Genomic DNA, 25,863 nt, shown 5'->3' with positions numbered 1-25,863 from the left:
TTGGCGGGCTGCCTTTTGGGGAGTACCGGGTGAGGAGGGTGATGCGTGGCGTCTGACAACGGCAACGGGGAGCACATCGGCGATGGCGGCGAGCGCATCGCCGTCGTCGCCGTGCATGGGATTGGCCAGCAAAAGCCGGGCGACTCGGTGCGGGCGATTGCCGGGCTGCTGTTGCGGCTGCGACACGCCGACGGCTCAGCTCGCTTCACCGGCTTCCGCGAGGTCCCGCTCCAGGTGCCGGTGCGCAAGGTGGGAGTGAAGGAGCGCGATGAGGATCCGACGCCGGACCGGCCGTGGTGGCACGCGCGCTCCGATGCGTTTGTGCGCGAGCTGAGCGGCGGGACGCGACACGCGGGCCATTTCGCGACCGACTACGAGTTCATGCGCGCGCAGCTCGCGGCCTATGAAAGCTCGGAGGATCCCTACGTCACCACCCGGGTCGAAGGGCTCCGCGGCACGGCGGCCGATCCGGCCACAAGCCGCGTCCACCTGTATGAGGTCTACTGGGAAGACCTGTCGCGACTGGGCGAGGGATCGTTGCACTTGTTAGGCACCATTTACCAGCTGCTATTCGACGCCGCGAACCTCGGCAAGGTCGCCGTCGACCACGCCGCGCTCCAGTTCAAGGACGTGCCCGGGTGGGGGGCCTACTGGCGGGCTCACGCCTTCACCGTCTTCCTGTTCACCGTGCTGGTCCCGCTGACCTGGCTGCTGATGCTGGGAACCGCGCTGACCCTGCTGCTCGTGGAGCTGCCGCGGGAGGTGAAGGTGCTCTCGATGTCCCTGCTCGCGGGCGCGGCGACCTTTCTGGGGTTGTGGTTCTTGCTCCGCCGGGGGCGAGCGACGGCGCCACCGTGGCTCTCCCTTCGCTGGGCCTGGGTCGCCGCGATCGTGCCGATTGTGGTCTCATATGTTGTCACCCCAGCGATTCGCACGTGGAGCCCCACGTCGGTGGACCTTGCCATCTCGCTCACCTGGACCGTGATCATGTGCACCCTGGTGTGCGCCATCTTCGGGCGCTACGACCAGGTGCGACCGGGAGTGAAACGGATCGGACAGGTGGGCGCCGCGGCCGTGTTCGTGGGGACCACGGCGTGGTTGCTCCCCTCGCGCTCACCGGACGAGGTCCTCGCCCGTGCCCTTGAGGTCTTCGTCACGGAGACCGGGCTGACCGTGGGCACCTGGTACGTGATGTACCTGTGTGGCTCCGTCGCCGCACTCATCGGACTCTGGTCCCGGCGACAGGTGACGGACCGCGCGGTGCGCCGTCGCCTGCGCCTCACGCACTGGACCGCCGCAGCAACGTTAGGCATCGCCACCTGTACCGTGCTGGTCTTCACCTATGTGTTGTGGTCCGGGATCCTCGCCACCTCGGGGCCGTTCCTGCGCGACCTCGATCTCGCCTGGTTCCGACTGCCGCTCCCGTGGATGCACCAGCTTGACACCCCGCCGAACGGGAGCCGACTGGCGTATTATCTCGCGCAGCTGCTGGAAGGCTCCGCGGGCGCGGGATACGCCGTGATGCTCCTCGCGATGGTGGCCGCCTTGTTGACCGCGGCGATCATCCTCTTCCCGTCACTGCGGTCGGAGTTGGCGCCGTCGTCGCAGGACACGGCCGACGCTGCCACGCGCATGGGCCGCGACCTCGGCGCCGGACTTCGCGTCGTCGCCACCACGGCCGTCTGGCTGTTCATCGTGGGTTACGGGGTGCATCCGCTCTTCTCGCTCCTGCACTGGGTGCACGAGTTCACGGGTGCGTTGGCCTCGCTGGACGTTCCCCTCGAGTGGCTGCACGAACGCGGCGCGACGTGGATTGCGTGGTCCGGAGGTCTGCTCGGCGGTTTTGGCGTCGGCTTGTTGGCCTTTCGCGGCCGGATTGGCCCTGTCGTGGACACCGCGCTGGACGTGGACAACTACATGCGCGACGAGCCGCACACGCAGACGCCACGCGCACGCATTGTCGAGCGGTACGCGTCGACGCTGCGGTACCTCAATGCATGGCGGGACGAACACGGGCGGCCGTATGATCGCGTGGTGATCATCGCCCACTCGCAAGGCACGGCGATCACCGTGGACCTGCTGGGATTTCTCCGCATGGAACGTGAGGCCAACGCCGACCTCCGGCCGCTCATTGCCGGACCAACTGACCGGGAGGAGCACCGGCAGCTGTCGTTGTTCACCATGGGCAGTCCCCTGCGCCAGGTCTATGCCCGGGCGTTCCCCATGTTGTTCGAGTGGATGAACTCGGTCCGCAGCTGGGGCGACTCCCAGCGCCATGGGGCATTGCGGCTCGCCGGGGAGGCCAGTGCCGGTCCGCAGCTCGACGACGACGTCGCACCGCACCCACATCACTTCGGGCTTTGGCGGTGGGTGAATGCCTACCGATCGGGAGACTATGTCGGCCGGGAGATCTGGCGAGACCCGAAGGTACACGGCGCGATGACGTACACGCCGGGAGTGGTGTCTGAGGATCGTCAAGGAGTGCGTCGCGAGATGTGCATCGGGAGTGGGGCCCATACGCGGTATTGGGATGCCACCGCCGGCACGATCGGTGAGGAACTGGATCGCCTGATCACCAGTGCGCGCGCATGACGTCGCTCCCGCGCGCGTCGGCCGCGCGTGACGGTGTTCCTCGCGCGGGCGAGCGACCGCAAGTGACGGTCCGGGGTCTGGCGTCCCTGGTGCCAGGGTGGCGTTCCGCGCTGCTATTGCTCCTCGCGTCCTGCCGCTACCTCACCCCCGGCGATGCCTCCGAGTTGCGCCCGGTGGTCGCCCCAGGCGTGAAATACGTCGACCTGTGCGCGCAGCGGCCCTGCCGTGACTCGGTGGATGTGATTGCGTTAGGCGTGGCCGGTTACCTGTTCATGGGCTGGCGCGACACGACGCACCTTGTGGTGACTCCCCCGGCGTTTCGACATCCGTCCATCGGCCGGGTGTTGTTCTGGGATTTCTTCCGTGGTACGAAGCCGGACACTGCCCGCATCACGCGACGCCTCGCGGCGATGCCAGCCGCTTCGCTGGATCGACTGCGTCGCGTGCGGGAGGTGCTCGTGGGTCATGGCCACTACGATCACCTGCTGGACGTGCCTCCCCTGGCCACGCGAATGCCGGCAGCGCGCTTTTATGGCAGCCGGACCGTGGTGAACCTCTTGCATGGGGATCCCGCCCTCCGCACGCGGCTCGACTCGGTCGAGCACCTGGCCGCGTACGATTCCACCCGCCTCGGTACGTGGGTGACGAGTGGCCCGTGGCGCTTCAAGCCGTTTGCCTGGCAACACGCGCGCAATTTCCCGGGCATGACATGGGCGCCGGGTGATGTACTCACCCCGCTCAACCGCCTTCCGCGAACGGCCGCCGGGTGGAAGACGGGCCGCGTGCATGGGTACACGTTGGACTTCATGGGAGACGATGGGGCGCCGGCCTGTCGCTTCATCATTGGTGACGCCGCGGCGTCATCGCGAGTGGTCGCGCGGACCAACGAGGTCTGGCGTCGCGAGGCGCCTGCGCGCGGCACGGCGGCGATTGTCTCCGCGGGGAACTACGATCGCGCAGATGCCTATCCGGATACGCTGCTCTCCCTGGTGAAGCCGGGCCATGTCCTCATCGGTCACTGGGAAGAGTTCTTTCGCTCGCCCGAGAAGTCGTGGAAACGCATCCGTGGGATCGATGGCAATCGCCTGCGGGAGCGCGTGGAAGCCGTGATCGGTGACCAGTGGACGGCGTTGGAGCCTGGGGCGGTGTTGCGCGTGCGGTGCTAGCGGAGTGGCCCATCCCAACCCGCCCCCGCGTGGAACGTCCGGGCCCGACGGCCGCCCTCGACATGGCATGCACCCGCCGAATCAGGCCGTCGTGCGCTTCGGACGCATCGCCGTCGCACTCCACTTGTAGCGACGCGGCACCTTGCACCCCATCACCTCGGCCGGCGTGAACACCCACTTCGCCACCGCCGCGCGCACGCTCGTGGTCAGCCGCGGACTCGTCGTCTTCACCACCGTGAACGACGCCATATCGGCCTTCCCCAGGGTGTCGACCAGCACCGTGATGCTGATCTCCGCCTTGCCCGACTTGTCGTAGACCGAGTTCGGGACGCGTCGCGGGATCGGGGGCGGCTCATATGCCTTGGGCTCCGCCACGCGGGTGACATCGATGTCCGGGTTCGCCAGCGCGCGCTGCACCCACTCCGCGCAACTCACGACCGTATCCGGCGGGGCAACACGTACGGGCGTAACCTCCGGCTCCGCAACGACTTCCGGCGGCGGAGCGGACGCGCGGCAGGCGAGGACCAGCACGGTCGCGGTGATCGGAAGGAGCTTCATCGGCCTCGCCGTGGGGATGGCGGGAGGTTAGTACCTCCAGGCGCCATCCGGACAGTCCCCCACCCGTGTCACCCGGCGTCCCCGGAATTCCGAGAAGGGTGTGTACCCCTTCGGAGTTCGGGAAATGAGTGGTGTCGCTATCACCCTGGCCGTCGTGACCGCCCTGGCCCTCGTCTATGGAGTGACGGCCCTCGTGGTCGCGCACCTGTTCACCCGCGCCGAACGCCGAATCCCGGTCCAGCCCCTCGGCCAGCTGTTCGAGCGGGTGAACTTCCCCTCCCGGGCCGATGCCCTCCCCCTGACTGCATGGTACCGCCCGGCCCATGAGGCGCGGGGTGCGGTGGTCCTGGTCCATGGGCGGAACGCCTGTCGCGGCGACGAGCTGCGCGGCCCGACCTTCCCGCTGGCCGACGCCTTCCTCGCCTCGGGGCTGAGCGTGCTCATGCTCGACCTGCGCGGCCACGGCGAGAGCGGCGACGCCCGCGTCACCTTTGGTCGGCGTGAACGCAACGACGTGCTCGGCGCCGTGGACTTTCTCCTCGCCCGCGGGTATGTCGCCAGCTGCATCGGACTGCTAGGTGGCTCGATGGGTGGCGTGAGCGTCATCGGGGCGGCGGCGGCGGAACCTGCGATCGGGGCCATCGTCACCGACTCGGCCTTCGTCGACTTCGGCGACCTGATGCGGTTGCGCTTCCGACGCTTCACCCGCTTGCCGGGCATCGTTCGCCCGGCTGCCATGGCCCTGGGCAACCTGCTCACCGGCGAACAGCTCGCGCACCCGATGGCCGAAGATGCGTCGAAGCTTAACGGCCGTCCGGTCCTGGTCATCCATGCGGTCGAGGACCCGATGGTCCCCGTGGCCCACGCCGAGCAGCTGGCCGCGGCGAGTGGTGCCGCGCTGTGGATCACCCCAACCCGCGGGCACCTCTCCTCGTTCAGCGGGCGGTCAGCGGAGTACCTGGCGACGGTTCCGGCATTCTTCGCGCGACACCTCGGCGTCGAACGGGCCGGTGCGAGCCAGGATGCCCGCGAGGCCGAGAGCGCGTAGTCGCCATTCCGCTGAGGGGAGCCACCTTGAAATCCTAAATCATACTTCTCGATTTTCACGGTGCCGTCGATGCGCGCGCAGTCGTTGGCACCACACATCGAGGCGAGACGCCGCCTTTACCCCGGCGTCCTGACAACCACCCACTCGCCCCGGCGCCCGCGTCCCGGACTCACCACCCGGCCCTCACGCACCAACTCCTGGGCCACGCGCCGGACCCGCGCGAGTTCCGCACCACTCACCGCGGCGACCACTTCGGCAAGTGTGAACCGCTCGCGCCCGAGGATCATCGCCCGCACCTGGTCATCGAGTGGCACGGGCCGCTCCCACACCGCCGACGACGGGCCCGCCAACTCCAGTTGCGCACTATCGCGCCGCGCCAGGCAGCCCTGAAAGAAGCGATGCGTCCATTGGTTGGCGAGGGCACGATTCCCGGCGTACACGACACTTAACGTCGGGTGCATCACCTGCAACTCGGCGAGGGCGCGCGCCGTGAACGACGGCGGCCATCGACCGGTGAGCCGTTTCTCGTCGAGAAAGTCGGCGTATTGCGCCTCGACCACCAGCGCCGCATGCGCCTGTCGCGCCAGATGCGCGAGGGCGTGGTGCAGGGCCTGCATTGCGCCGAGGTCAGCGAGCAGGTTGTCGAAACTCTTGCGCTCAACCGTTGCGACGACCTGGTCGGCCGCAAGCAAGGCGTAGTCACCGGCGGCCAACTTGCGCCGCAACACCGTCGCAGCGGGAAACCGCCACGGATATCGTTCCGCGGTGTCCACAATCACCGTCAGGGGCGCATCAGCGTCAGGCCGGACCTCAAGACGCGACCGCGACCGATGCGACCGAATCCCCGACTCGGTGCGAAAGAACACCTGCTCGTACGATCCCGGCCGGTCCTTGTACGGCTTGTCGATGAACAGGAATTCGCAACGCTTGCGGAGCGGCCGATCCAGCACCACAGCGAGCTTGCGGCCGAGCCGCGTGACCTGGAGAATGGGAACCTGTTCGACCACGTCGAGCAGATCCGCGACGTCGCTCCCATCATCGCGAAGACAAAACACCTGCTGGCCCGGACCGGGCCACGGTGACGCCGCGCGAACGGCCAGGAGCGTTCGGCCATCCTCCTCGACCTTCACATGGAAGGGGAAGCGTGTTCCCGACGTTCGCCGGATGATCCACAGGGCGGGCATTCCATCAAGGTGCGTCGCGCGCGGCCCGATGGCGAGCGCCTGGGCGAGCTACTCCGGCGGCGAGTTGGCCAGCACCTGGGCGCTGCGCGCGCGGCGCAACACCCACTGCACCACTCGCGCGGGTTGCTCCTCATGGAGAAAGTGGCCAGCCGCCGCCAGGGTCTCCACCTGGAGGTGCGGGATGGCGGCCACGATCATGGCGCGTTCGTCATCTCCGGGGCGCGACGGGTGCGGCGTGTCGCCCATCAGGAGGAGGATCGGAATCCGGAGCGCCGCGAGACGCGGGCCGAGTGGGGTGTCGTCTCGCGTGTCTCCCAGGGATCGCATCAGTGAGGCGACGCGTGATGGGTCCCGCAGGTAGGGTGCGGCATAGGCGCGCACGACCTCCTCAGTGATCCACGCGTGTTGCGCCGATCGTTCGCGAAGCGCCCCACGAATCTTGTGTCGTACGAGCCGGCCACCACCCGGCAGCTTGACCAGGTGCGCAATTGCGGCCGCGGTTCGCGTCCCGTGTTGCCCGACGTGCTCGGCGGCTCCCCCTTCCATGGAGACGATCCCCCGAACCATCTCCGGATGCTCGAGCGCCAGCCGCAGCGCAATCGCGTTCGACACCGAGTGCGAGACGATGACCGCCTGCCGCAACCCCAACGCGGTGAGTGCGGCGCCCCAGCGATGAGCAAGGGTCCCCAGCGTTGGTGGCGTGTGCCCCCCGTTTGCAGGATCGAACGGGTCAATCGCCACGACCTGGTACCCGGCGGCCACCAGCTCCGGGACAACATGCCGATAGCTGTAAGTGCCCCCCACCGGCCCCGCCAGGAGGACGATCGGGGCGCCGGCACCTGACACCTCCACCGACACGGAGTCGCCCGGGGTGACGGCGATGCGTCGAGTTCCGCTGCCGGTGTCGACGGCTGCGGCGACCATCAGGAGGATGCTGGCGATTGAGAGGACGGGTACCCCCGGTGAAGGCTATCAGACGGCCACGTCAGGATCATGGCGTCGGCGCGTCGCGCGGCACCGACGACTGCGTCACGAAACGCGCGCCGTTTGCGTCACCGATCCGGTACGCGTGCGCCCCGCGTGACGCTTTGTGTCCACCAGCGAACGCCGGCACCGCAGCGCCGCCCGCCCCAAGGCATCCAGTGCAAGCCGGCAACCCTTGGCGCTCGCCGCAGAGGCTGGCATTTGAGCGCACGCCGGGGATGGCCCCGAACGCCTTTGAGCGCACGCCGGGGATGGCCCCGGACGCCAACGACGACGTAGTGTTCCCGCGCGTACCGGTACCGTTCGCCACCCCTCCCTTGCGTTCCCATGTTGATCCGACGCCCACAACTCGACGCCATCCGCGAGGGTCGCGTGACCTTGCAGTTCCGCCGGTGGAAGCGCCCCACGGTCAAGGCCGGCGGCACCCTCACGACTGCTGTTGGTGTGTTGTCCATTTGCGCGGTCGACGTCGTCGCGCTCGCGACGATCACCCGCGATGACGCCATGGCGGCCGGTTACGGCTCGCTGGACGAGCTACGCGCCCACCTCGCGGCCAAGGACGAAGGGCAGGTCTATCGCGTGTCCCTCGCCTTCGCCGGCGCGGACCCCCGGATCGCGCTGCGGGCACAGGCGGACCTCACGGATGACGAACGCACCACCCTCCAGGCCAAGCTCGCGCGGCTCGACGCCAGTTCGCGGCACGGTCCGTGGGTCCGCCCAACGCTCGAGTTGATCCGCGCGAACCCGGGCATGTACTCGGGAGACCTCGCCGACCAACTTGGCTTCGAACGTCTCTGGCTCAAGGCCCAGATCCGCAAGCTCAAGGCACTCGGCCTCACGGAGAGCCTGGAGGTGGGGTATCGACTGTCGCCCCGCGGCGAGGCACTGCTCACGTCGTCGTCCGCGCGCTGACGCGCGAGACCTTTCGCGGGGTGCGGCTTTCGCTCGGGCGCCCGTCATCCGTGGTCGAACCGCAAGGAGCTGGCGCCGGCCACCGCCGCCGCCCAACTTCGCTCCTTCCCTTGCCTCCCTCACGTGCGCTTGCTCCTCGCTTCGACCTGTTTCGCCTTCGCGGCCTGCGCCGCACGCGACAGCGCACCGGCGGAAACGCCGCCCGCACATGCCTTCTGGGACCAGCTCGCCACCCTTGTGCGGCAACGCCTACGAAGGGCGCGTGGACGAATCGGTGCCGCCTGACACCGCCATGTCTAACGCGCGGCTGGTGATGCACGTGCGGTCGTGCTCGCCCGACTCGGTTCGCATTCCCTTCCACATCGGCGAGAATCGCTCCCGCACCTGGGTGATAACACGGAGCGCCACCGGACTGCGGCTCACGCACGACCACCGGCATGAGGACGGCGCGGCGGACTCCGTCACCCAATACGGCGGCGACACGCGGGACGCCGGCACACCGCAGCAGCAGGCGTTTGCTGCCGACGCCTTCACTGCGCAGCTCATCCCCGCAGCTGCCGCGAATGTCTGGACCATCGAACTCGTTCCGGGTGAACGGTTCAGCTATGCACTGCGCCGCGAGGGAACGGACCGCCGATTTCGCGCGGTCTTCGACCTGACCCGCACCGTCGCCGCGCCCCCCGCACCCTGGGGTGCCGAGCCGTAGTCGCGAACGCGACGCCGACGCGGCGGTCCGGAGTCGGTCGGACGACCCCTTCCCCGCGGCCCTACCCGACGAGCGGATCGGCGTTCCCATTCGTGCCATGAACGGGTAAGATCCCGCCCCCATCGTTGCCCCCCCGATGACCGGACCCTCCCCCAGCCCGGGCCCTCCCACCGCCCCGCAGCCCCCCCCTTTTCGCGATCGCCGGCCACCCCAGGAGATCCAGTGGCAGCTGGAACGCGATCTCATGGTGCTGTTCACCCCCGTGCCCGGTGCCCCGCAGTACACGCTGCAGGCCACGATGAAATTCGGCACCCTGCGTTACGGCTTCCTGCTCCGCTTTGAGGCGGCGCTGTCGGCCGGCCACGCGTATGTACTCACCGCGACGCTGACCGACCCATCCGCACAGCCCACGCCCGTGGCAGAGCTGCAGCGGCAGCTCGCGTCCTGGATGAGCTTCTGGGCGCGGGATTGGGAAGCCGCCGAGCCGGGGGCGTCGAGCGAACCAAACAATGCGCAGTATCAGGCCATCGTGCAGGCGGCGCGGAAAGCCGAGGCGCACCTGGTGACCGTGCACGACCTGCAGCAGGAAGTCCTGCGGCGCATGCGTGCCGGGGCCTGTTTTCGCACGGCGCATAAGGAAGGAGGCACGACCATCACCTACACCAACGGCCGATGGTCGCGCGCGGACTACGGCGACTGGAACACCGCCAACGAGTATCGCGACGAACGGAAGTTCCTCGCCTTCCTGCGGGAGTTCTTTCACACCGAGGTCACGCGCAACGTGGCCCCGGACACCGTGCCCGAGGAAACGGCGTGGCGCCTCATCCTGCGCCTGCTGCAACCCGGCCCCGCAGGCTACGTCGGCCCCTCGCGCGCCACACGATACGGTGTGTTGATCTGGGGGATGGTGGTTGCCACGTCCATGATCATTCTCTTCGCTCGGCTGCGCATCTGGGTCCGCGGCCGCGCGCCGGTGCCCGGGCTCGATGCCCTCGTGCTTCCGGCCGCCGGGGTTCTGGGACTCTGTGCCATCATCGCCGCGTTTTGGCTCCGCCGTCATTGGGAACCGACGCCCGGCGCGCATCGCGGGCGTGACGACGTCACGGGAGTCGCATGAAGATTCTCTTCTGGTTGTTTGTCGCCATTGACGTGGTCGCCATCGTGATCGGCGGGCTCCTTGGGCTCGCCGCCGCCGGCCCGTCACGCTCCAACCCGCTCGCGGCGATTGTCATCCCGGTCATAATCCCCGGGACGCTCTTGCTCGGCGCCGTGTGGGTCTTCCTCAACATGCAGTCCGCCGGGGCCCGCGCGCTCGCCCTCGGCGTCGCCGCGCTACCAGTGATCGTGATCGCGGTGGCGATGGGCACATCGTGGTTTGAGCTGAGCGGTTACCGCGATGCGTCCGGGCAGATTCGCGAATACAAGAGCGGCGCGCTGGTCGAGATCGAGGACGCCGTCGCGCGCAACGACGCGGCGGCTGTCGCGGCCGCCGCTCGCCGCGCCGAGCTGAATACGCGTGGGATCTCGGGCGCGAGCGTCCTCGTGCTCGCCTTGCGCCAGCTTCGCACGACCCCCGACCAACTCGACGTGATCCGCGCCCTCCTGGCTGCGGGGGCGGACCCCAACTTCGTCGCGTCCGAGTCCCCACTGCAACTCGCGATCAGTGCAAGCTCACGTTCCGGCGTTGAGCTGGTCCGGATCTTCCTGGACGCGGGGGCCAACCCGAACGCTCCCGACGAGGACGGCGAGCCGGCCTTCTTCATGGCGGGTGCCGCCGGTGTCTCCGTCGACGCGCTCCAGCTGCTGCTGGATCGTGGCGCCAACGTGCAGCTGCGTGACCGCGACGGCGCAAGTGCCGTGGTCCTGGCCGCCCGAACGAGGAATTGGCCGGTGTTGGCCCTGTTGCTGCAGCGCGGCGCGCCCTGGCAGGACCAGCAGGGGGCGGTTGGGGTGCCGTTCCGCGACTATGTGGAGCGTGAACTGGCGGGTAGCGACGCGGAGGGGGCGGCCGAGGTGATCACGCTCCTGCGCGGGGAGCGGCACCCCCGCCGAGCTGAGATGGAGAGCCTACCCTCCCATACCTGACGCTCACCTGCACATCTGGGGTCAGTCGAGCGCGAGGCCGAACAGTTCGACCAGGTCAATGTCGAGCGTCGCCGGGGTGGCCGGCGGCGTCCAGCTCAATGTCGTATCGAGCACCTCCGGCCGCTCCTGCCCCTGCGACCATCGCTCCACCGTGCGGCTGTCCGGATCCACGATCCAGTATTCGGCCACGCCTTGATCCAGGTAGACCGGACGCTTGACCACGCGGTCGTACCGCGCCGTCGAGGGCGATTGTACTTCGACGGCAAGGACGAGTCGGGCAAACTCAGCGGGCGTTTGCGCACGCTGGCCGTCCACCAAGGGAGCGACGAAGAGGTCTGGCTGGAGTTCTCGTCGCGGTGAGAAGGTGATGGCGAACGGCGCGATACACCTCGAACCCATATTGGCGCGCCCACGGGGGGAGGAGCAGGGCGAGCTGGAGCACGACGCGCTGGTGCGCGGCCGACGGACTCGGGCTCACGAGCAGTTCCCCGTCGACCAGCTCGTAGCGCTTCCCATCGTCGGGAAGGGCGTGCAGCATCTCGAGGGTCCACTCGGTCGTGGGCGCAGGCATGGCCATAGTCTGTGGGGGCGACGCGTGGGCGGACAAGCGAACATACGCCGAGGGTAGCCCGCGGCTGCGGCCTCAGTACGTGCGCGACATGATGGGCTGATCAGCCCATTCCGGCGGCAGCTCGCGCGGCGAACTTAAGGTGATCGCCAACGGAGCGGTGACCGCCCAAGCGGACCCAACCGTGGCGACCCATGTTGTCGTGTGTGGCACGGACTTTCCGCTATGGTCCGCAGGAAGATTCTTTCGACCCGGAGTCCCGCATGAGCCGCAGACACCAGCACCTGGTGGCCTTTGCCTTGTTCACAACGCTGGCCTGCGCGCGGAGTGACGTCGTCTCCCGACAGCCCAACCTTGCCGCCGGCGGCCGCGCCGTCGCCATCGCGGTCAAGCCCGATGACGACCAACGACTCGTCGTCGCCTCGGAAACCGGCGGGCTCTTCCGGTCATTCGATGCCGGCGCCAGCTGGTTGCAGGTGCCGGGGTTCCCGAGCCACTTCCTTCATGATGTCACCTTTGCCGCGTTAGGTCCGGAAATCCTCATCGCCACCACACGCTCGCGCTTTCGCGCGGTGAACGACGGTGGCATCTGGCGCAGCACCGACGGCGGCGCCTCCTGGACGCAGCCCGCGGGGGCACTGCCACCACCCAGCCGCAATTGTCCCGCACGGCCAAGCGCCTATGCCATCTCCTTCCTGCCGCTCACGCGCACGGTCTACGTCGCCACCGACTGCGGACTGTCCAAGAGCACCGACAACGGCGTGACCTGGACCAATGAACAGCTAGACCCTGCGGCCACCTTCAAGAGCGACTCCCTCCAACATCGCGTCTGGAGCGTCAGCGTGCTCACGCGCACGTCTGGCGTCGCTGCCGCAGACGGCAATCGCGGCCTCTTCTTCCTCGACGGGAACGGACCTGGCAACGCGCGGCCACGGGGCCGTTCGGCGGGTTTCCACGGGCCATGCACGCGTTCGCCGTCTCACCGTGGAGCGCCGATCACTGGTTCCACGTCGGCCGCGATGCGCAGGCCGCCCCGGTGGTCGCGCGCTCTGGATGTCGGTCGATCGCGGCGCCAACTGGACCGAACTGGACGCACCGAGCCAGGGGGGACGCGAGTCATTCATTCGCGTCGCCCGCCCGGTCTCCAGTGACGATCGCACCTTCGACCTCTACCTCGGCAATGGCGTCAACCTGTTTCGTCGCGTGTTGACCCACAGCGCCAGCGGTCCCGTGCCTTCACCGTTCGTGAAGCTGCAGGTGGATCATGCCGATCCCGCCGACGTGGCGTTCGACATCGACCGACGCCTGCCCATCCTGCTCGCGACCGATGGCGGCCTGCACCGCACTACCGACCAGGGGAAGAGCTGGAAGTTTACCGGTGGCGGGACGGGCGGGTACAACGCGCTCCAGATCACCGAAGTGCTCGGCCAGGAGATCGACGGGCGGAGTCCCCACCTCGACCTCTACTTCGGCACGCAGGATAACGACATCAAGGCCTCGCCGGACGGCGGCTCCACCTGGCCGGGGTCACGTTGCTGCGAAGGCTTCTTCCTCCGGATCTCGCCTCAGGCCACCGACCACAAGGCGTCGCTGTTCACCGGCGCGGCGTGCGGCGCGTGTGGGACCTTCCAGTCGCGCGAGCACCTTTCCGGACAGGCGAGGTGGCGCAACCCGGATGATGGCGACGCCTCGCCCGACAGCCCTGGAGTTCGAGGGCACGCCGTTCCTCATCGTGAATGATGCGTACCTGCAGTCCACGATTGATTCCGCGCAGCCTTCACGCATCGACTACTGGATGACCTTGTCGGCCGGCGCGGCCTGGTCGCGGGCCTATGCGCTCAACGTCAAGCCACGAGGTCCGCCGCGGTTCACGGGCTCCCTCGCCAATCCGACCGCCTTCCAGGGACATCGATTGGATGTGTTTCTTCCTAACGGCGGTTTCCAGTATGCGCTCACGCGCGTGCGATCCATTGCCACCACGGCGCAGATCGCGCGCGCCGACAACGGCGTGGGCGGGATGGGAGTGCTCAAGACGATGTTCGCTTTCTACACCGTGTTTGGCAGCGACCCCAACGATCCCAACCGACTGATCGCGCCGGACCTCGTCGACAACCAGATGAAGTTCTCTCGCGACGGCGGCCAGAGCTGGACTCCCGATGCCGCCCTGACGGCGGCCGTGACCGACAACGGCAAGTTCATCTTCCGCTCGACGGACGAACCCCTCGCCAGTGTCATCGCCTTCGATCCCTATGATTCCTGCCACATCATCATCGGCACCCACCAACGCGGACTGATCCGCACCACCGACGGCGGCGGCACCTGGAGCTTCATCCGCGGGTCGCAGCGCGTGACCTACCCGACCTCCGTGTATTTTCCACGCACGGGTCGGCCGTGGGTCTCCTCGTACGGTCGCGGGCTTTGGCAGCTCAAGGTGACGCGGCGCGCCACCGATGGACGCTGCGCGTTCTTCCCGCCCGACCGGCCGGTGCGCATCGATTCCACCCTGGTCCTCGACGCGGTGACCGGTGCCCGGCGCCCCTTCCGTTCGTTGGGTGATGCGTGCCCCACCTGCGAGTTCCTCACCGTGCGCGGCGGCTGGTTCACCGGCACGACGACCGTGGGCGACACGATCACCTCGGTGGCGATTTCGAGCGGTATCCTCGTCCCGGTGGATACCGCCGGGCGTGAACGCCCCGCGCGGGTGGCGAACACCTACGGCCTTGGAGAATGGCGGAGCCCGGTCGCCGCCGTGGCGCGCGCCATGCCGCGGACCGGGCGGCTGCGGGCCATCGGCGTGGAGGGAGGAAGGATTCGCGTCCTCGTGATCGGCGACCGCGACCTCGTCGCCCTTCCCGATCGCGCGATACCGACGCTGCAGGTCGTTGGGGTGTCGACCAACGGCACCGTGGCGCGCGGAACCACTGTCCGGATCGTTGGCAGCGCATTCGCAGCGCCGCCGGCCGGCGGTGTGGCGCAGCTGCTGGTGGACGGGGTCCTCGTGGTCGATCGCCTCGAGATCCGTCGCGACGGCACCTTCACCAGGGAGCTCCCGATCAACGGCGCGCTCGGCGCCGACGTGGAGATCGTGGTCACCCAGCAGGACGGGGTGCGGCTCCTGCGAGCCGCGACGACCGTGCGCGTGGTGTCGCCGGAGGGGTAGCGCAAGACCCTTTCGCGACTTCGCTCGACTGGATCAGCCCATTCCGGCGTCGGTCAAGCGGCTTGTCTCACCGGCTGGAGTTGGATCTCCAGTCGCAGATCCATGGCGTGGGCCACGCGCTCGAGCGTCTTGAGCGTCACATTGGCATCTGGTGACTCCAGCAACGCGATCTGTTGCCGGCTCACGCCAACCCGCTTGGCCAACTCGGCCTGCGTCAAGCCGAGTTCCTGCCGCGCCCACCGCAGCTGAAGGCGCACGGCAAGGACCACGGGAACGGTGATCGGCGCGAGCGTCGACCGCGTGCGTACTTTTCGCCGCCCCGATGGTTTGGGTGGAGCGTCCCCTGCGGCAAGGTGAGCTTCAAGCCACCCTTGCAGCGCGTCAGCCGCCATGCCCAGGGCATCGGCCCGGGTAGCGCCAAAGGTTTGACACCCCGGGCAATCAGGAAACGACGCCAGGTGATGTTTCCCCTCGCGAGTCAGGAGCGCGAGATAAACCATGGGTTCTCCTCCGTGGCACGGCCGTCACTCTCCTTCAAGCCGCGCGTGCCTTTGCACGGCATGAAGCTGGCAAGTTATAGCTTGCTCGTCAAGCAGGGGCGCGGCCGTCGTGCACGGCGTCGACGGGGGTTACTGCACCCGAATCAGATGACAGTCAGGCAGCACCGCGCACGGCCGATGCCGAACGCACGGCCAGGAGATCGTCGTCTTGCACCGGGCGCACATCCGCCGAGGTCAGCGTCACCACCGCCTGGGTGCGCCCCGAGGCCGTCACAAACTCCACCTCGAATGCATCGGGAGCATAGAGATGCACCAACGCACCCAGATCGCCGGCTCGGAGTCCTGCCTCCGGCAGGTCATGGACCATCACCACCGTGTCGAGCTCGCGGAAAACAGGCAGAGTCGTCATGGGTCACCACGTCGGAAAGGCCGTAACCAACCGAGGCCGCTGTTCGCCCCGAAGGACCACCCACACGGTCCGAATCGAAGCGTGCCGCCCGTTCGGGCCTTGAAGCATAGCATCGACGAGGTACTTCTGCCCATAGGGGGCTGGTGGGTCCAAGGGACACACTCCCGGTCTGGGCCGCAGCCAGCAGGGCGTCTCGGAGGAGCGCCCAGTGGCGACGTTCAAAGCCCAGGCTCTCGAAGAAGCGTGCCTTGCTGCGCCCGAGCGGGTGCTCCGGCGCAAGCAAGTAGTCGCGGACCTTGGCAGGCACGACAATGGCTGCGTCGGCGGCGGGCAGCCTCACGTTCCGAGAGCTCCGGGGGCTGAAACGCCGCCACGCCGTGGGCGCGAGCACCGACGCGCGCTCGCCCCGCGGGAACAGGCCGAGAGCGAAGTAGGCTTCGCCGTTGGTAGTCGGCCCCTGCGCACCGAGTCCCACAGCGCTTCCACCGTTTGGTGCCTGACATGCGGCGGAGGGTAATGGGCACCAGCGGCCACATCGGTACCGCTCCAACGCAATTGAGTCGCTACCAACGCAGCCACTTGTCACGAAAGCGGCGGAGAGCGCCCTACGTCCCCCGACCATCATTTGCTCCAGGGTGATGACATGGAACTCGGCCGGACGCACCACCGCCAGCAACACCGTAACGCGCATGCGCCCCTCGGCCACGTCCTGCGCCGTCATGGTGCTCCCGAGTCCCACCTGCACGGCAAAGGCGTCGCGGGCGGTCGAGCCGGCGAGCGCGCCACTCCGCCAGAGGCCGGTGAGGAAGTTGCTGATCATCAGGTCGACGCTCGTCCACGTCCGCGCATCGTTGCGCTCGAAGACCAGGGCCTGCAGTCCCAGCATGATCGACTGTTCGACGAACGTGACGAACCGGCGCACGGAGACGTAGCGCCAGTCGCTGGAGTTTCCACCGAGCGTTCGCGCCCCCCAGACCAGGGTGCCCTGTCCAATGAACTCCCGGATGGCGTTGAGGGACAACCCGTGTGTCCCGTCGACGTTGAGTTCGCCTTGCTGATCCGTGGTCATCGCAATGGTCGGCTTGCGCACCGCAGAGAGCGACACATTCGCGGGGGCCTTCCACACACCGCGGGTTCCGTCCATCATCGAGTAGACGCCAGCGATCGCTGCACTGGGTGGCAGGGTGACCGTGGCCTGGGCGAGGAAGTTGGTGATGGCCAGCTGAATGTTGGCGCCGTACGATGGGGTATGTGCAGGAATGTCGGCGAGCCGCCGGTTTGACATTTGCGGAACTGGAGTGCGAGCGGAGATCGCTCCCTTCCCGTCCAGCACCACCGTGGTGAACGCGTTGATCGTGACGCTCTCCGCTGTGGTGTGCAGCGGGATCGTGGTTTCCAGGTATGGCAGGTAGGCCGCCCCGTACTTTCGATCGTTGGGGTTGACCGTCGCAAGGGACGCGCGGAAGTCGGAGGCGAGCGTTGCGAGGTCGCTTGACGTCTCGGGCACGTCGGCGATGACGAACCGGTCTTGCGTCCGCCCCGCGCTCGCGAGTGCGGCCGTTACCAGTGCCGCGTAGTCCGCAGGCGCGAGGTGCACCGCGTCCGGGAAGAGCAGCAGGGTGGGTTCCGGGCTGGCTTCCAGCGCAGTGACGGCGCTGGTGAAGTCGTGCAGCGTCGGCGTAGTTGGGGCACCAAGGGAGTAGATGAGACAGGTCCCGCCGCCATTGCCAAAGAAGAGCTGGAGCGCATACGGCAGAATGCAGCTCGGCGCGCCATGTGGTGTGGTCCACGTCACGTGAACGTCCCTGGTGGCGCCGGCCTGGTCGACGTGGTGTTCGACGTCGATGGAGACCTGTTGCGGCGGCGCGGCGCCGAAGTGCTGTTCGTACTCCGTCAGAGATGTGATGCGCACGAGAGTGCGCGTGACGTCGGTTCCGTTGGGGCTGGTGGCCTTTTCGGTGTAGCCAATGAAGGCGGGGACGGCCGTAGGGACACCGACGATACTGTTCGGGAACGCGTCCTGCTCTGCGATGTAGATCCCCGGTGTGTGGGTCATGGGTCAGCGCTCGCCGGCTGGTACGAGTGCGACGTGGTAGACCACCGATGCCACGTAAGGCGCCCCGAGGGCGCTCCACACATGGTGTTGGTCCTCGTGGGAGAGCGCGACCGGGTGCAGGGTGATCCTGTCGAGCGAGGTCGGGAGCGGCGCGGCGCCGGTGCCCAACTGTGTGTCGGCGGACCAGATCGGGTGTGCGTGGAGGAAGTCGATGGTCTTCGCCAGGAGGTCGAGCGATTCGCCGTAGTCACTGCCGCCGAAGGAGAGGAGCAGGTCCAGTTCGAGGAGTGGGATCGTCGCGGGCGCGGGCTCGCTGCGCGTTGGCGGGGCGGCTGTGTTTGGCGGAGCGAGGGTGATTCGCGGACGGCGATGAGGGTTGCGGTCGCGTGTCGGGGGCCGGTGGCCACGGCGGGGCGACTGGAGGGTCGGACGGCGTGCGATTCGAGGCCGAGGTGGGGGCGGAGTTCGGCGCAGATGAAGCTCAGGGCTTGGGAGATCATGGGTCCGCCCTCGGTGGTGTGATGGGGGTCGCGTCCGGCAGCCCCTGTCGCTGTGCTGCCAGGGTCCTCGTCCCCTCTGCCGCAAGCGCGTAGGTGTCCCGAAACCGTTCGCCCGGATACGTCGTGTTTCGCACCTCGTTCAACGCGATGAGGATCTCCCGGACCAGCCAGTCCGGGACAGGGATGGTGCGCATAGACGAGGGGTGCTGGCGAGTGTCGGTTTCACGGCCGAGATTGTGGCGAACGGTCCCCCTAAACCTGGTTGCCGATCTTGGCCAACGGTAGCGCGCCTACAGCTTGGACAGACGAAGAGGTCGCCGCGACTATAGCGGCGTATCTCGACATGTTTGAGCTGGAGCTTCGGGGGAGCCCTATTCAAAGGCGGAGCACAATCGCGCTCTTCAGCGGGTTCTGCGCAATCGCTCGAAGCAGGCCATCGAGTTCAAGTGGGGGAACGTCAGCGCAGCCCTGCGAGACCTCGGGTGCTTCTACATCGACGGGTACAAGCCGTACCCCAACTACCAGCTCCAGGTCCGACACGAGGCCCAGCGCCAGCTAGCATCCCGCTCTGGCCTGGGGGACCTCATTTCGACGATCGCGAGTACGCCGGCCCCAACATCGGCGGTTGGCGATATCCTCGGATGTCTCGTCGCCGCACCCACTCCCGGAGGAGCGCCCAACTCGCACGCGGCGTGCGAGCGAAGCGGAGCCGCTCTCCCAGCCTGGTCGCGACTACGTCGCGCTGGAGTCAGCCAATCGCGCTCTTGGTCACGCTGGCGAGGAGTTCGTCGTGAATTTCGAGCGGGCCCGCCTGTCTGCGGCTCGCAAGCCGCGCCTTGCAGATCGCGTGGAGCACGTTGCGGACACCCGCGGCGATGGGCTCGGCTACGATGTCCTGTCATTCGAGGAATCGGGCAAGGAGCGCCTGATAGAGGTCAAGACCACCAAGTTCGGGATCCACACACCGTTTCTGATCACGCGGAACGAAGTTCGTGTGTCGGATTCCCGCCGCGACCACTACGCGCTCTACCGCGTCTTCGGATTCCGGAAGGAGCCGAAACTGTACGCGTTGCCCGGGTCGGTCAGGAGCACTTCCGGCTCGACCCCGTGGTGTTCGAAGCACGCTCACAGTGACGTCAAAGGAACTTCGGGGATCTTGGGATCCCGCACCTGCCGTGGGGTCAGCGCTGCCGATAGCCAGTGGCCGAGCGATCGCCCGGCACTGACCGCTCAGCGTGGCGCCCCACGAACGGCGTCCGCAAGTGCGAGGAGAGGTAGGTGCGAGCGGTGTGAATCTTTAGCAGACCGAACATGCGTGTGAGACTGCGCCCGCCGCAATTCATCGGCTCGCAAGTCACTGCCACATCTTCGGCGCTGTTCGTTTCCGCCGTTCGCGCTTCACTAGAAAGCCGAACGTTCGGGGCTCGTAGCGAGCCGTACCTTCAAACCGACGCTGCTTCCAACCTTGCGTCGCGGTGCCAGGCAAGATGTCGATCGAGTGCCTCAAGAAACCCCGCGCGGAAGCGCAAGGAACCCGCCCGCGCACGGGACAGGAAACCCGCCGTTGCGCGCTCCGACAGTGGCACCCCTGGAAACTCAAGAAAGTCTGAAAGCGCCGGATGACCTGCACCCACAGGAAATGCAGACGCGCGGACTGACCAGCGGCCGGCCTTGTCGCCCCATGCTGCGTGCGGCCACGGAGCACCTCGCTCCAACTTCGCCGCCGTTTCGAACGGAGCGTGTCCCCCTCGTATCAGTCTATGCCCCACCCACTCTGCTACTCCGGTCGTCACGGCATTTCCACCAGCTTCCATCGCTTACCGTTGGCCTGCCTCGCCTGACCCACCGCGGCAGTCCATCCAACTGGGAACCCTGGAGGCGTTCTGCGTCTCGAAGGTCAGGCGTGAACACGGCGTCGTCTGCTACCCGCCATATTGCCGGCGGGGATGCGATACCGATCGTTGAACCCCCTTTTAGCGTGGGAATGGCGTCGACCGCCCAGCCCACACCCCGCAGTCCTTCGGTCCAGAAGAAGCCAAACGTCGTTGCGGTGTCTGGATCACGCTCCGGCTCGCCCGCGTCCTCACTAAGTAGAACGGAGCGCGGATCCTCAGTCCTGGATGCAAGTAGAAGAACCCGCTGTCGGCGCAGGGCACACCGAATGCCCGGGAGTCGAGCACTCGGTACGCTCAACGTTACCCCAGTTCTTCCAATGCGCCGGCAAGGTGGTCCATGGCCGCGCCGCGGTTGAGCCGAAGCATGAACGAAACGTTTTCAAGCAACAACCAGTTCGGTGCGGTGGCTCGGTCGCGAACAAGTCGAAAAACGTGTTGAACAAGCCCAGACTGCTCGCCATGGATCCCAGCCGTCTTGCCGGCCTGACTCAGGTCCTGACAAGGAAATCCGGCGGAAAGCACGTCCACTCTGGGAAGCTCGGCCAGCGCTCTCACGTCTGCCGCCAGGGGAACGCCAGGGAACTGAGCCTTCAGCACAGACTGCGCTGCAGGCTCGACCTCAGAGAGCAGGTGTGGACGAAATCCGGCCCGCTCAAGGCCGTATTCGATACCACCGATTCCCGCGAATAGACCGGCTGACGACAGGGGCACAGCTATGCCGCTTCAAGTAAGAGAGGATGAGTTTAACGTTTCGGCCTTTGTTCGGCAACGCTCTTAAACGGGCCTATCGGCTGGCGAATCTCCCATCGTAAAGTCCCGCCACGCGCAGAACCATCCGTTCGTAGTGCAACGAATCCGACGAGGGGAGCGAAGGCGGAGACGACGCGAGGGTAACGGGGGAACCATCGTTTCCGGGCAACAACGGTGACCACCCCAATCGCGTCATAGCCGCGTTCTGTCACATGGCCTCGAACCCGTACAGCCCGGAAGCGTCGCAATGCGTGCTCAACACCGTTCGGTTGCTTCTCCGTCCGATGACCAGTGCTTTCCCGGAGAGCGAGCCTTGTTCATCTTCGGACTCACGAACTCTGAGGACGCATTGATCATCCCGAGGGCTGCAGCGATCGCCTGCGGAGCGCCACCGTTTATGCACTGCCACGCAGCTGTCAGCTCGTCATGGAGTCTTGGGCCCGCTCGCACGTGCGCGGTCATCACCGCCTTTGCCTCGACGGCCAGAAGCACATCGCCCACCGGCGCCCTGTTGAACTCGGGCAGCGTGGCGAGTATCGCCATCTCCTCACGACTCAGTACGATGCCGTACGCACCAACGAGCGACGAAAAGAACGAGGGCCCAGTCGTCGAAGCGGCCTCTGTTCTTGGAATCGAGATGACAAGATCCAGGTCTTTCTGCCGGTCGGCCGAGAAATCGGTCATCGTGTGATTGATGCCGAAACCGACCTTCCCCAACTCGACGTGTCTCCTCAGAAGCGGACAACGGACCAAAAGGTCAAACAGGAAGGCCCAACACGCGATCTTGGAGTGTCGGTCACTCTGCGGGTGGTACTGCCACCTGTTGCCTGCTTCATCGTCAATCGATGGAGTCGTTAGGCTCCTGACGAGAATTCCTGGTCGAACATTCTCTGCCTCGGGTGACCGCAGATCGCGCCAATGAGAGGAGTCAGCTCGCAGTGGCGTTGCCTTGGGCGCTCCTACGACGCCCCGTTTCAGTGGCGTACGCAACCCTCCGCGCTGGCGGATTGGCGCTCGCTCAATTCCCGCGTGCGCCATTTCACGCACCATCTCCATCCCTACATCGCCACGTTGTTCCGCGGCTTGATCTCCTCCGTACTCGGCACCAGCTCCTGCAGCCCCGCCGCCCTTAGGATCGCGTTCAGCCGCGGCAGGTCCTTGTCCATCGCCGCCTTGATCGCCTTCGTCTGCGCGTCCAGCTCCTTGGACAACACCCCAAAGACCTCAAGCGCCTGCTTCGTGGGCCGATATTCGCCCTGGGACACGTAGCTCGCAACCCCCGCGATCTCGTTGTTCAGCTTGATCGGGAAGTTCAGCGGATCCTGGTTGCTCTCATTCTTCGTCTGGTAGGCCTCCTGCTCGGCCTTCGTCAGCTGACCCATCATCCCGTCAGCAATCGACTTGAACTCGGCCTGCTGCGCGGCCGTCAGCTTGCCGGTCCGATCCCCAACGTTCCAGCGCATGTTGCGAACCATGCGGACGGCGTTGTTGGCTTCGGTCGTCTTGTCCCGGATCGCAATCAACAGGTTGAACTGGGCCAGCAGGTCGGCCTCGGTCGCGGTTGACCGAGGATCCTTCCGCACGCGGAAGGTCTGCACCTGCGGCTCCCCATCGTTCACGCGCATGCGGACCGAATACGTCCCCGGGGGCGCCACGGGGCCGGTCGTGTTGGCGGCCCACATGATGATCCCCTGGAAGGTCACGGCGTCGGGATAACGCAGGTTCCACGAGAAGGTGTTCAACCCGGCACGGTTGGGGACGCGCGGACGCGGGGGAGCGCCGCCTCCAAAACCACCGCCGCCACCTCCACCGCCCGGGCCGCCCTGGGGCCGAGCAGTGACGACGCGCGTCGCGCTGTCACGGCTCGCTCCACGCTGCACAAGAGAATCAATGGCCGCGGCCCGCGCGCGATCGCGGGCAACCGAATCGGCGGCCTGCTCGGTGCTCTGCTCGCTCGTGTAACCCTGGATCACCTCACCACGCGCGTCCAAAAAGTCCAACGTCACCTTCTGGTTCGGCGACTTGAGCGTGTAGTACACAATCGCCCCGCTCCGCGGATTGGCGCCGACCTGGTTGCCGCCGCCACCACCACCCCCGCCGCCACCGAACCCGCCCTGCCACTGCGTGCGGTACGCATCGACCGGCTTATATAGATGCGCGTCCTTCGCCAGGATCGTCGGCGTCACCTGCCGCAAGCTCGAGATGTCGTCCATCACCCAGAACGAGCGACCATGGGTCGCCGCGATCAGGTCGTTGTCCTTGAGCGTGATGTCGTGCACGGGGACCGGCGGGAGGTTCCGCTGGAACGGCTGCCAGTTGGCGCCATCGTCGAACGACATGTATACCCCCCGCTCCGTCCCGGCGAACAACAGGCCGCGCCGTACGGGGTCCTCGCGGATCACACGTGCGAAGTGATCGCTCGCGATGCCGTTGTTGATCGATGTCCAGGTCTTGCCGTAGTCGGTTGTCTTGTAGAAGATCGGCTTGCGATCGCCGAGTGCATAACGATTCGCGGCGACATAGGCGGTGCCGGCCGCGTAGCGCGACGGCTCGATGATCGACACACGGGTGAAGTCGCCGATGTCCGGCGGAGTCACGTTCTGCCAGGTCGCGCCGTTATTGCGCGAGATCCAGATGTAGCCGTCGTCGGTCCCCGCCCACAACAACCCCGGGGTGATCGGGCTCTCGTCAAAGGCGAAGATGATCCCATACGTCTCGACGCCGGTCTGGTCCTTCGTGATGGGCCCACCGCTGGGGCCCATCGTCTTCGGATCGCGACGCGCCAGCTCCGGCGACACCGCAGTCCACGACTCTCCTTCGTTGTTCGATCGGAAGAGCTGCGAACCCGCCGTGTACAACACGTTCGGGTTGTGGCGGGAGAAAACGATCGGGAAAGTCCAGTTGAACCGAACCTTGATGTCCTCCGATGAATGCCCCATCGGGTTGCGCGGATAGACCGTCACGTCGCGCGTGAACCCGGTCTCGCGATCGCGACGGTCGAGGTTGCCGCCGTAGCAGCCGGCAAAGGTCACGTTCGGCTTCAAGGGATGCGCGGCGATGTAGCCGCTCTCGCAGCCACCGGCATCGTACCAGTCGCTGATTTCAATAGTGCCCTGCTTTCGGCTGGGACCGCAGAGCGTTGAGTTGTCCTGCTGGGCGCCGCAGATCTTGTAGGGGTACTCGTTGGTCGTCGTCACATGGTAGAACTGCGCCGTGGCAAACTCCTGGTCGGTCCACGTCGCGCCGGCATTGGTCGACACGTTCGCGCCGCCGTCGTTCCCCTGCACCATCCGCTGGTTGTTGTCCGGCGCGATCCACAGGTCGTGGTTGTCGCCGTGCGGCACCTGGATGCTCTGCGGGAAGGTCTTGCCCCCGTCGCGCGAACGGAAGAAGCCAACGTTCTGCGCGTAGACGATGTTCGTGTCTTTAGTGTCCGCGGTCAGCTGGGAGTAATACCATGCCCGCTGCCGCAGCTTGCGCTCCCGGTTGATGTACTCCCAGTTCATCCCGCCATCACCGCTGCGATACACGCCGCCCGAGTCGTGCTCGATCTGGGCCCAGATGATGCTGCTCTTCACCGGCGAGACGGCGAGGCCGATCTTGCCAACCAGCCCGGTCGGTAGCCCCTTCGCGGTCTTCATCAGGTTCTGCCAGGTCGCGCCCCCGTCTGTGGTCTTGTAGATCGCGCTGTGCACGCCGCCCGATGACATCCCCCAGGGCGCGCGCCAAGCCTGCCAGAACGCCACATACATCACGTCCGGGTTCTGCGCATCCACGCCGATGTCGATCACCCCGGTCGAGTCGTTGACATACAACACGCGCGAGAAACTCTTGCCACCGTCTGTGGTCTTGTAGAGTCCGCGCGGCCCGCTCTTGAAGACGTCGCCGAAGACGCCGATGTACGCGGTGTTGCTCTGCGTGGGGTGGATGCGGATGGTCGAGATGAACTCGTCCTTGAAGCCAAGCATCTCCCAGGTGCGACCGCCGTTCGAGGTCTTCCAGAGGCCGTCGCCATACGACGTGTTGCCGCGGATGTCGGTCTCGCCACCACCCACCCAGACGATGTCCGGATTCTGTTCGTCCACCGCGACCGCGCCGATGGTGCCGCCGAAGTAGCGATCACTCGCCGGGTTCCAGTTGAGGCCGCCGTCGGTGGTCTTGAAGACGCCACCGCCGGTGGTCCCCATCCAGTACTCGTTGGGTCGCTTGACGGAGCCGGCGACGGCGACCGAACGGCCACCGCGGGCGGGGCCGACCTCGCGCCAGCGGAACGCGGCGAGGTTCGCCGAATCGAGCGAGCTCGGGGCGGGCAGCGTCGCGATGGGTCGCGCGGAGGCGACGGGCCGAGCCTGGGCGAAGGCGGCGGCGGGGAGAAGGGCGAGGACGACGAGTTTGCGCATGACGGATTTGGGAGACGGCAGACAGCAGCTTGCAGACGGCAGGTCGAGAAGTTCGCTGTCGTTCAGTCGAGCGCAAGCGGGAGTTCACCGGAGGCTTGATGTCGGCGTGACAGTGCCTCGTACCGTGGGCCCTCACAGCGTCACCCCATGCCAGTTCACTGAGGACCACTTCTGGTGCGGCGAGCTGCTCCACCACCGACACCCACTTCGCTGCGACCCATCCGGTGGCTCAAGTCGGGTGGCCGAACCCTGGATCGACGAGCGCGAGTTGGTCAGGGGGACACCACCTCCCGCCGTAGCCTTCGCCACTGGGCCAGCTTTTCGAAGCAGGCGAACAACATAAAAGCATGTCAGAAAACCATTTACAGAGGACTATGCGTAAAGTATGAT

21 protein-coding genes and 4 pseudogenes are annotated in these 25,863 nt (G+C 66.7%); 11 read left to right on the top strand and 14 right to left on the bottom strand.

The annotated features are described in order from the left end of the window. Nucleotides 1–45: 45 nt before the first annotated feature. Together IPK85_22520 and IPK85_22515 are read left to right on the top strand one after the other, a co-directional pair. Entirely contained in the window at nucleotides 46–2,592 is a 2,547-nt protein-coding gene (locus tag IPK85_22520) for a hypothetical protein (GenBank protein MBK8250138.1), read from the top strand. Between the two features lie 272 nt (nucleotides 2,593–2,864). Then, on the top strand, nucleotides 2,865–3,758 hold the full coding sequence (locus IPK85_22515) for a hypothetical protein (protein ID MBK8250137.1): 894 nt from the start codon (nucleotides 2,865–2,867) through the stop codon (nucleotides 3,756–3,758). 81 nt (nucleotides 3,759–3,839) lie between these two features. Here IPK85_22515 and IPK85_22510 read toward each other — a convergent pair whose 3' ends face one another. Then, the gene (locus IPK85_22510) at nucleotides 3,840–4,316 is read right to left on the bottom strand and encodes a hypothetical protein (protein ID MBK8250136.1); all 477 of its coding nucleotides are present in this window, start codon (nucleotides 4,314–4,316) and stop codon (nucleotides 3,840–3,842) included. Between the two features lie 124 nt (nucleotides 4,317–4,440). On the opposite strand from IPK85_22510, the gene IPK85_22505 reads away from it, so the two are divergent. Continuing rightward, complete coding sequence (locus IPK85_22505; GenBank protein ID MBK8250135.1) at nucleotides 4,441–5,364, top strand: alpha/beta fold hydrolase; 924 nt, start codon at nucleotides 4,441–4,443, stop codon at nucleotides 5,362–5,364. Between the two features lie 116 nt (nucleotides 5,365–5,480). Here IPK85_22505 and IPK85_22500 read toward each other — a convergent pair whose 3' ends face one another. Continuing rightward, nucleotides 5,481–6,548 carry a hypothetical protein gene (locus IPK85_22500; GenBank protein MBK8250134.1) on the bottom strand — a complete coding sequence of 356 codons (1,068 nt, stop codon included), beginning with the start codon at nucleotides 6,546–6,548 and terminating at the stop codon, nucleotides 5,481–5,483. 48 nt (nucleotides 6,549–6,596) lie between these two features. Beyond that, complete coding sequence (locus tag IPK85_22495; protein ID MBK8250133.1) at nucleotides 6,597–7,472, bottom strand: alpha/beta fold hydrolase; 876 nt, start codon at nucleotides 7,470–7,472, stop codon at nucleotides 6,597–6,599. A gap of 387 nt (nucleotides 7,473–7,859) precedes the next feature. On the opposite strand from IPK85_22495, the gene IPK85_22490 reads away from it, so the two are divergent. The 4 genes and pseudogenes from IPK85_22490 (at nucleotide 7,860) to IPK85_22475 (ending at nucleotide 11,235) form a co-directional block, all read left to right on the top strand. Then, nucleotides 7,860–8,444 carry an ASCH domain-containing protein gene (locus tag IPK85_22490; GenBank protein ID MBK8250132.1) on the top strand — a complete coding sequence of 195 codons (585 nt, stop codon included), beginning with the start codon at nucleotides 7,860–7,862 and terminating at the stop codon, nucleotides 8,442–8,444. A 123-nt stretch (nucleotides 8,445–8,567) separates the two neighbouring features. Then, nucleotides 8,568–9,150, top strand: a pseudogene (locus IPK85_22485) (hypothetical protein). A gap of 136 nt (nucleotides 9,151–9,286) precedes the next feature. Beyond that, the gene (locus tag IPK85_22480) at nucleotides 9,287–10,267 is read left to right on the top strand and encodes a hypothetical protein (protein ID MBK8250131.1); all 981 of its coding nucleotides are present in this window, start codon (nucleotides 9,287–9,289) and stop codon (nucleotides 10,265–10,267) included. Then, complete coding sequence (locus tag IPK85_22475) at nucleotides 10,264–11,235, top strand: ankyrin repeat domain-containing protein (protein MBK8250130.1); 972 nt, start codon at nucleotides 10,264–10,266, stop codon at nucleotides 11,233–11,235. The genes IPK85_22480 and IPK85_22475 overlap by 4 nt, the downstream gene beginning before the upstream one ends. Nucleotides 11,236–11,256: 21 nt before the next feature. On the opposite strand, the gene IPK85_22470 is transcribed toward IPK85_22475, so the two are convergent. Next, nucleotides 11,257–11,634 (bottom strand): Uma2 family endonuclease, encoded by a 378-nt coding sequence (locus IPK85_22470; protein MBK8250129.1) that lies wholly within the window; start codon nucleotides 11,632–11,634, stop codon nucleotides 11,257–11,259. Continuing rightward, nucleotides 11,519–11,812: a Uma2 family endonuclease gene (locus IPK85_22465; GenBank protein MBK8250128.1), complete on the bottom strand. Its 294-nt coding sequence runs from the start codon at nucleotides 11,810–11,812 to the stop codon at nucleotides 11,519–11,521. The genes IPK85_22470 and IPK85_22465 overlap by 116 nt, the downstream gene beginning before the upstream one ends. Before the next feature lie 254 nt (nucleotides 11,813–12,066). Between IPK85_22465 and IPK85_22460 the strand changes: the two genes are divergently transcribed. The 3 genes from IPK85_22460 to IPK85_22450 are packed head-to-tail and all read left to right on the top strand — an operon-like array spanning nucleotide 12,067 to nucleotide 14,963. After that, on the top strand, nucleotides 12,067–12,954 hold the full coding sequence (locus IPK85_22460) for a hypothetical protein (GenBank protein MBK8250127.1): 888 nt from the start codon (nucleotides 12,067–12,069) through the stop codon (nucleotides 12,952–12,954). Further along, nucleotides 12,857–13,543 carry a hypothetical protein gene (locus IPK85_22455; GenBank protein MBK8250126.1) on the top strand — a complete coding sequence of 229 codons (687 nt, stop codon included), beginning with the start codon at nucleotides 12,857–12,859 and terminating at the stop codon, nucleotides 13,541–13,543. The genes IPK85_22460 and IPK85_22455 overlap by 98 nt, the downstream gene beginning before the upstream one ends. Continuing rightward, entirely contained in the window at nucleotides 13,479–14,963 is a 1,485-nt protein-coding gene (locus tag IPK85_22450) for a hypothetical protein (protein MBK8250125.1), read from the top strand. Before IPK85_22455 ends, IPK85_22450 begins: the two co-directional genes overlap by 65 nt. A 53-nt stretch (nucleotides 14,964–15,016) precedes the next feature. On the opposite strand, the gene IPK85_22445 is transcribed toward IPK85_22450, so the two are convergent. The 6 genes and pseudogenes from IPK85_22445 to IPK85_22420 form a co-directional block, all read right to left on the bottom strand. Next, nucleotides 15,017–15,463 (bottom strand): type II toxin-antitoxin system HicB family antitoxin, encoded by a 447-nt coding sequence (locus tag IPK85_22445; GenBank protein MBK8250124.1) that lies wholly within the window; start codon nucleotides 15,461–15,463, stop codon nucleotides 15,017–15,019. 154 nt (nucleotides 15,464–15,617) lie between these two features. Further along, complete coding sequence (locus IPK85_22440; protein ID MBK8250123.1) at nucleotides 15,618–15,872, bottom strand: DUF4926 domain-containing protein; 255 nt, start codon at nucleotides 15,870–15,872, stop codon at nucleotides 15,618–15,620. Between the two features lie 3 nt (nucleotides 15,873–15,875). Continuing rightward, nucleotides 15,876–16,206: pseudogene (locus tag IPK85_22435) on the bottom strand (adhesin). A 297-nt stretch (nucleotides 16,207–16,503) separates the two neighbouring features. Further along, nucleotides 16,504–17,928, bottom strand: a pseudogene (locus tag IPK85_22430) (phage tail sheath family protein). Between the two features lie 3 nt (nucleotides 17,929–17,931). Beyond that, nucleotides 17,932–18,513 carry a DUF4255 domain-containing protein gene (locus tag IPK85_22425; protein ID MBK8250122.1) on the bottom strand — a complete coding sequence of 194 codons (582 nt, stop codon included), beginning with the start codon at nucleotides 18,511–18,513 and terminating at the stop codon, nucleotides 17,932–17,934. Beyond that, entirely contained in the window at nucleotides 18,425–18,622 is a 198-nt protein-coding gene (locus IPK85_22420; GenBank protein ID MBK8250121.1) for a hypothetical protein, read from the bottom strand. The genes IPK85_22425 and IPK85_22420 overlap by 89 nt, the downstream gene beginning before the upstream one ends. A gap of 596 nt (nucleotides 18,623–19,218) precedes the next feature. Here IPK85_22420 and IPK85_22415 point away from each other — a divergent pair. Continuing rightward, nucleotides 19,219–19,749, top strand: coding sequence for a DUF3883 domain-containing protein (locus tag IPK85_22415; GenBank protein MBK8250120.1), 531 nt, complete (start codon nucleotides 19,219–19,221; stop codon nucleotides 19,747–19,749). A 121-nt stretch (nucleotides 19,750–19,870) separates the two neighbouring features. On the opposite strand, the pseudogene dcm reads toward IPK85_22415, so the two are convergent. From dcm to IPK85_22400, 3 genes and pseudogenes are all read right to left on the bottom strand, one after another. Further along, nucleotides 19,871–21,034, bottom strand: a pseudogene (dcm, locus tag IPK85_22410) (DNA (cytosine-5-)-methyltransferase). 294 nt (nucleotides 21,035–21,328) lie between these two features. Continuing rightward, on the bottom strand, nucleotides 21,329–21,757 hold the full coding sequence (locus tag IPK85_22405) for a hypothetical protein (GenBank protein MBK8250119.1): 429 nt from the start codon (nucleotides 21,755–21,757) through the stop codon (nucleotides 21,329–21,331). A gap of 374 nt (nucleotides 21,758–22,131) precedes the next feature. Continuing rightward, nucleotides 22,132–25,473: a glycosyl hydrolase gene (locus IPK85_22400; GenBank protein ID MBK8250118.1), complete on the bottom strand. Its 3,342-nt coding sequence runs from the start codon at nucleotides 25,471–25,473 to the stop codon at nucleotides 22,132–22,134. Between the last annotated feature and the right edge of the window lie 390 nt (nucleotides 25,474–25,863).

The sequence above is a fragment of the Gemmatimonadota bacterium genome, assembly GCA_016712265.1.
In the GTDB taxonomy this organism is placed as follows: Bacteria; Gemmatimonadota; Gemmatimonadetes; order Gemmatimonadales; family Gemmatimonadaceae; genus RBC101.
The sequence above is the reverse complement of the archived record's forward strand: the minus strand, read 5'-3'. Positions and strand labels throughout refer to the sequence as shown.

Bases quoted from the DNA above. Each gene is read 5' to 3' on its own strand.
- IPK85_22515 (MBK8250137.1), top strand. From the start codon at position 2,865: ATGGGCTGGCGCGACACGACGCACCTTGTGGTGACTCCCCCGGCGTTT.
- IPK85_22510 (MBK8250136.1), bottom strand. From the start codon at position 4,316: ATGAAGCTCCTTCCGATCACCGCGACCGTGCTGGTCCTCGCCTGCCGC.
- IPK85_22505 (MBK8250135.1), top strand. From the start codon at position 4,441: ATGAGTGGTGTCGCTATCACCCTGGCCGTCGTGACCGCCCTGGCCCTC.
- IPK85_22500 (MBK8250134.1), bottom strand. From the start codon at position 6,548: ATGCCCGCCCTGTGGATCATCCGGCGAACGTCGGGAACACGCTTCCCC.
- IPK85_22495 (MBK8250133.1), bottom strand. From the start codon at position 7,472: ATGGTCGCCGCAGCCGTCGACACCGGCAGCGGAACTCGACGCATCGCC.
- IPK85_22490 (MBK8250132.1), top strand. From the start codon at position 7,860: ATGTTGATCCGACGCCCACAACTCGACGCCATCCGCGAGGGTCGCGTG.
- IPK85_22480 (MBK8250131.1), top strand. From the start codon at position 9,287: ATGACCGGACCCTCCCCCAGCCCGGGCCCTCCCACCGCCCCGCAGCCC.
- IPK85_22475 (MBK8250130.1), top strand. From the start codon at position 10,264: ATGAAGATTCTCTTCTGGTTGTTTGTCGCCATTGACGTGGTCGCCATC.
- IPK85_22470 (MBK8250129.1), bottom strand. From the start codon at position 11,634: ATGGGTTCGAGGTGTATCGCGCCGTTCGCCATCACCTTCTCACCGCGA.
- IPK85_22465 (MBK8250128.1), bottom strand. From the start codon at position 11,812: ATGGCCATGCCTGCGCCCACGACCGAGTGGACCCTCGAGATGCTGCAC.
- IPK85_22460 (MBK8250127.1), top strand. From the start codon at position 12,067: ATGAGCCGCAGACACCAGCACCTGGTGGCCTTTGCCTTGTTCACAACG.
- IPK85_22455 (MBK8250126.1), top strand. From the start codon at position 12,857: ATGTCGGTCGATCGCGGCGCCAACTGGACCGAACTGGACGCACCGAGC.
- IPK85_22450 (MBK8250125.1), top strand. From the start codon at position 13,479: ATGATGGCGACGCCTCGCCCGACAGCCCTGGAGTTCGAGGGCACGCCG.
- IPK85_22445 (MBK8250124.1), bottom strand. From the start codon at position 15,463: ATGGTTTATCTCGCGCTCCTGACTCGCGAGGGGAAACATCACCTGGCG.
- IPK85_22440 (MBK8250123.1), bottom strand. From the start codon at position 15,872: ATGACGACTCTGCCTGTTTTCCGCGAGCTCGACACGGTGGTGATGGTC.
- IPK85_22420 (MBK8250121.1), bottom strand. From the start codon at position 18,622: ATGCGCACCATCCCTGTCCCGGACTGGCTGGTCCGGGAGATCCTCATC.
- IPK85_22405 (MBK8250119.1), bottom strand. From the start codon at position 21,757: ATGACCGATTTCTCGGCCGACCGGCAGAAAGACCTGGATCTTGTCATC.
- IPK85_22400 (MBK8250118.1), bottom strand. From the start codon at position 25,473: ATGCGCAAACTCGTCGTCCTCGCCCTTCTCCCCGCCGCCGCCTTCGCC.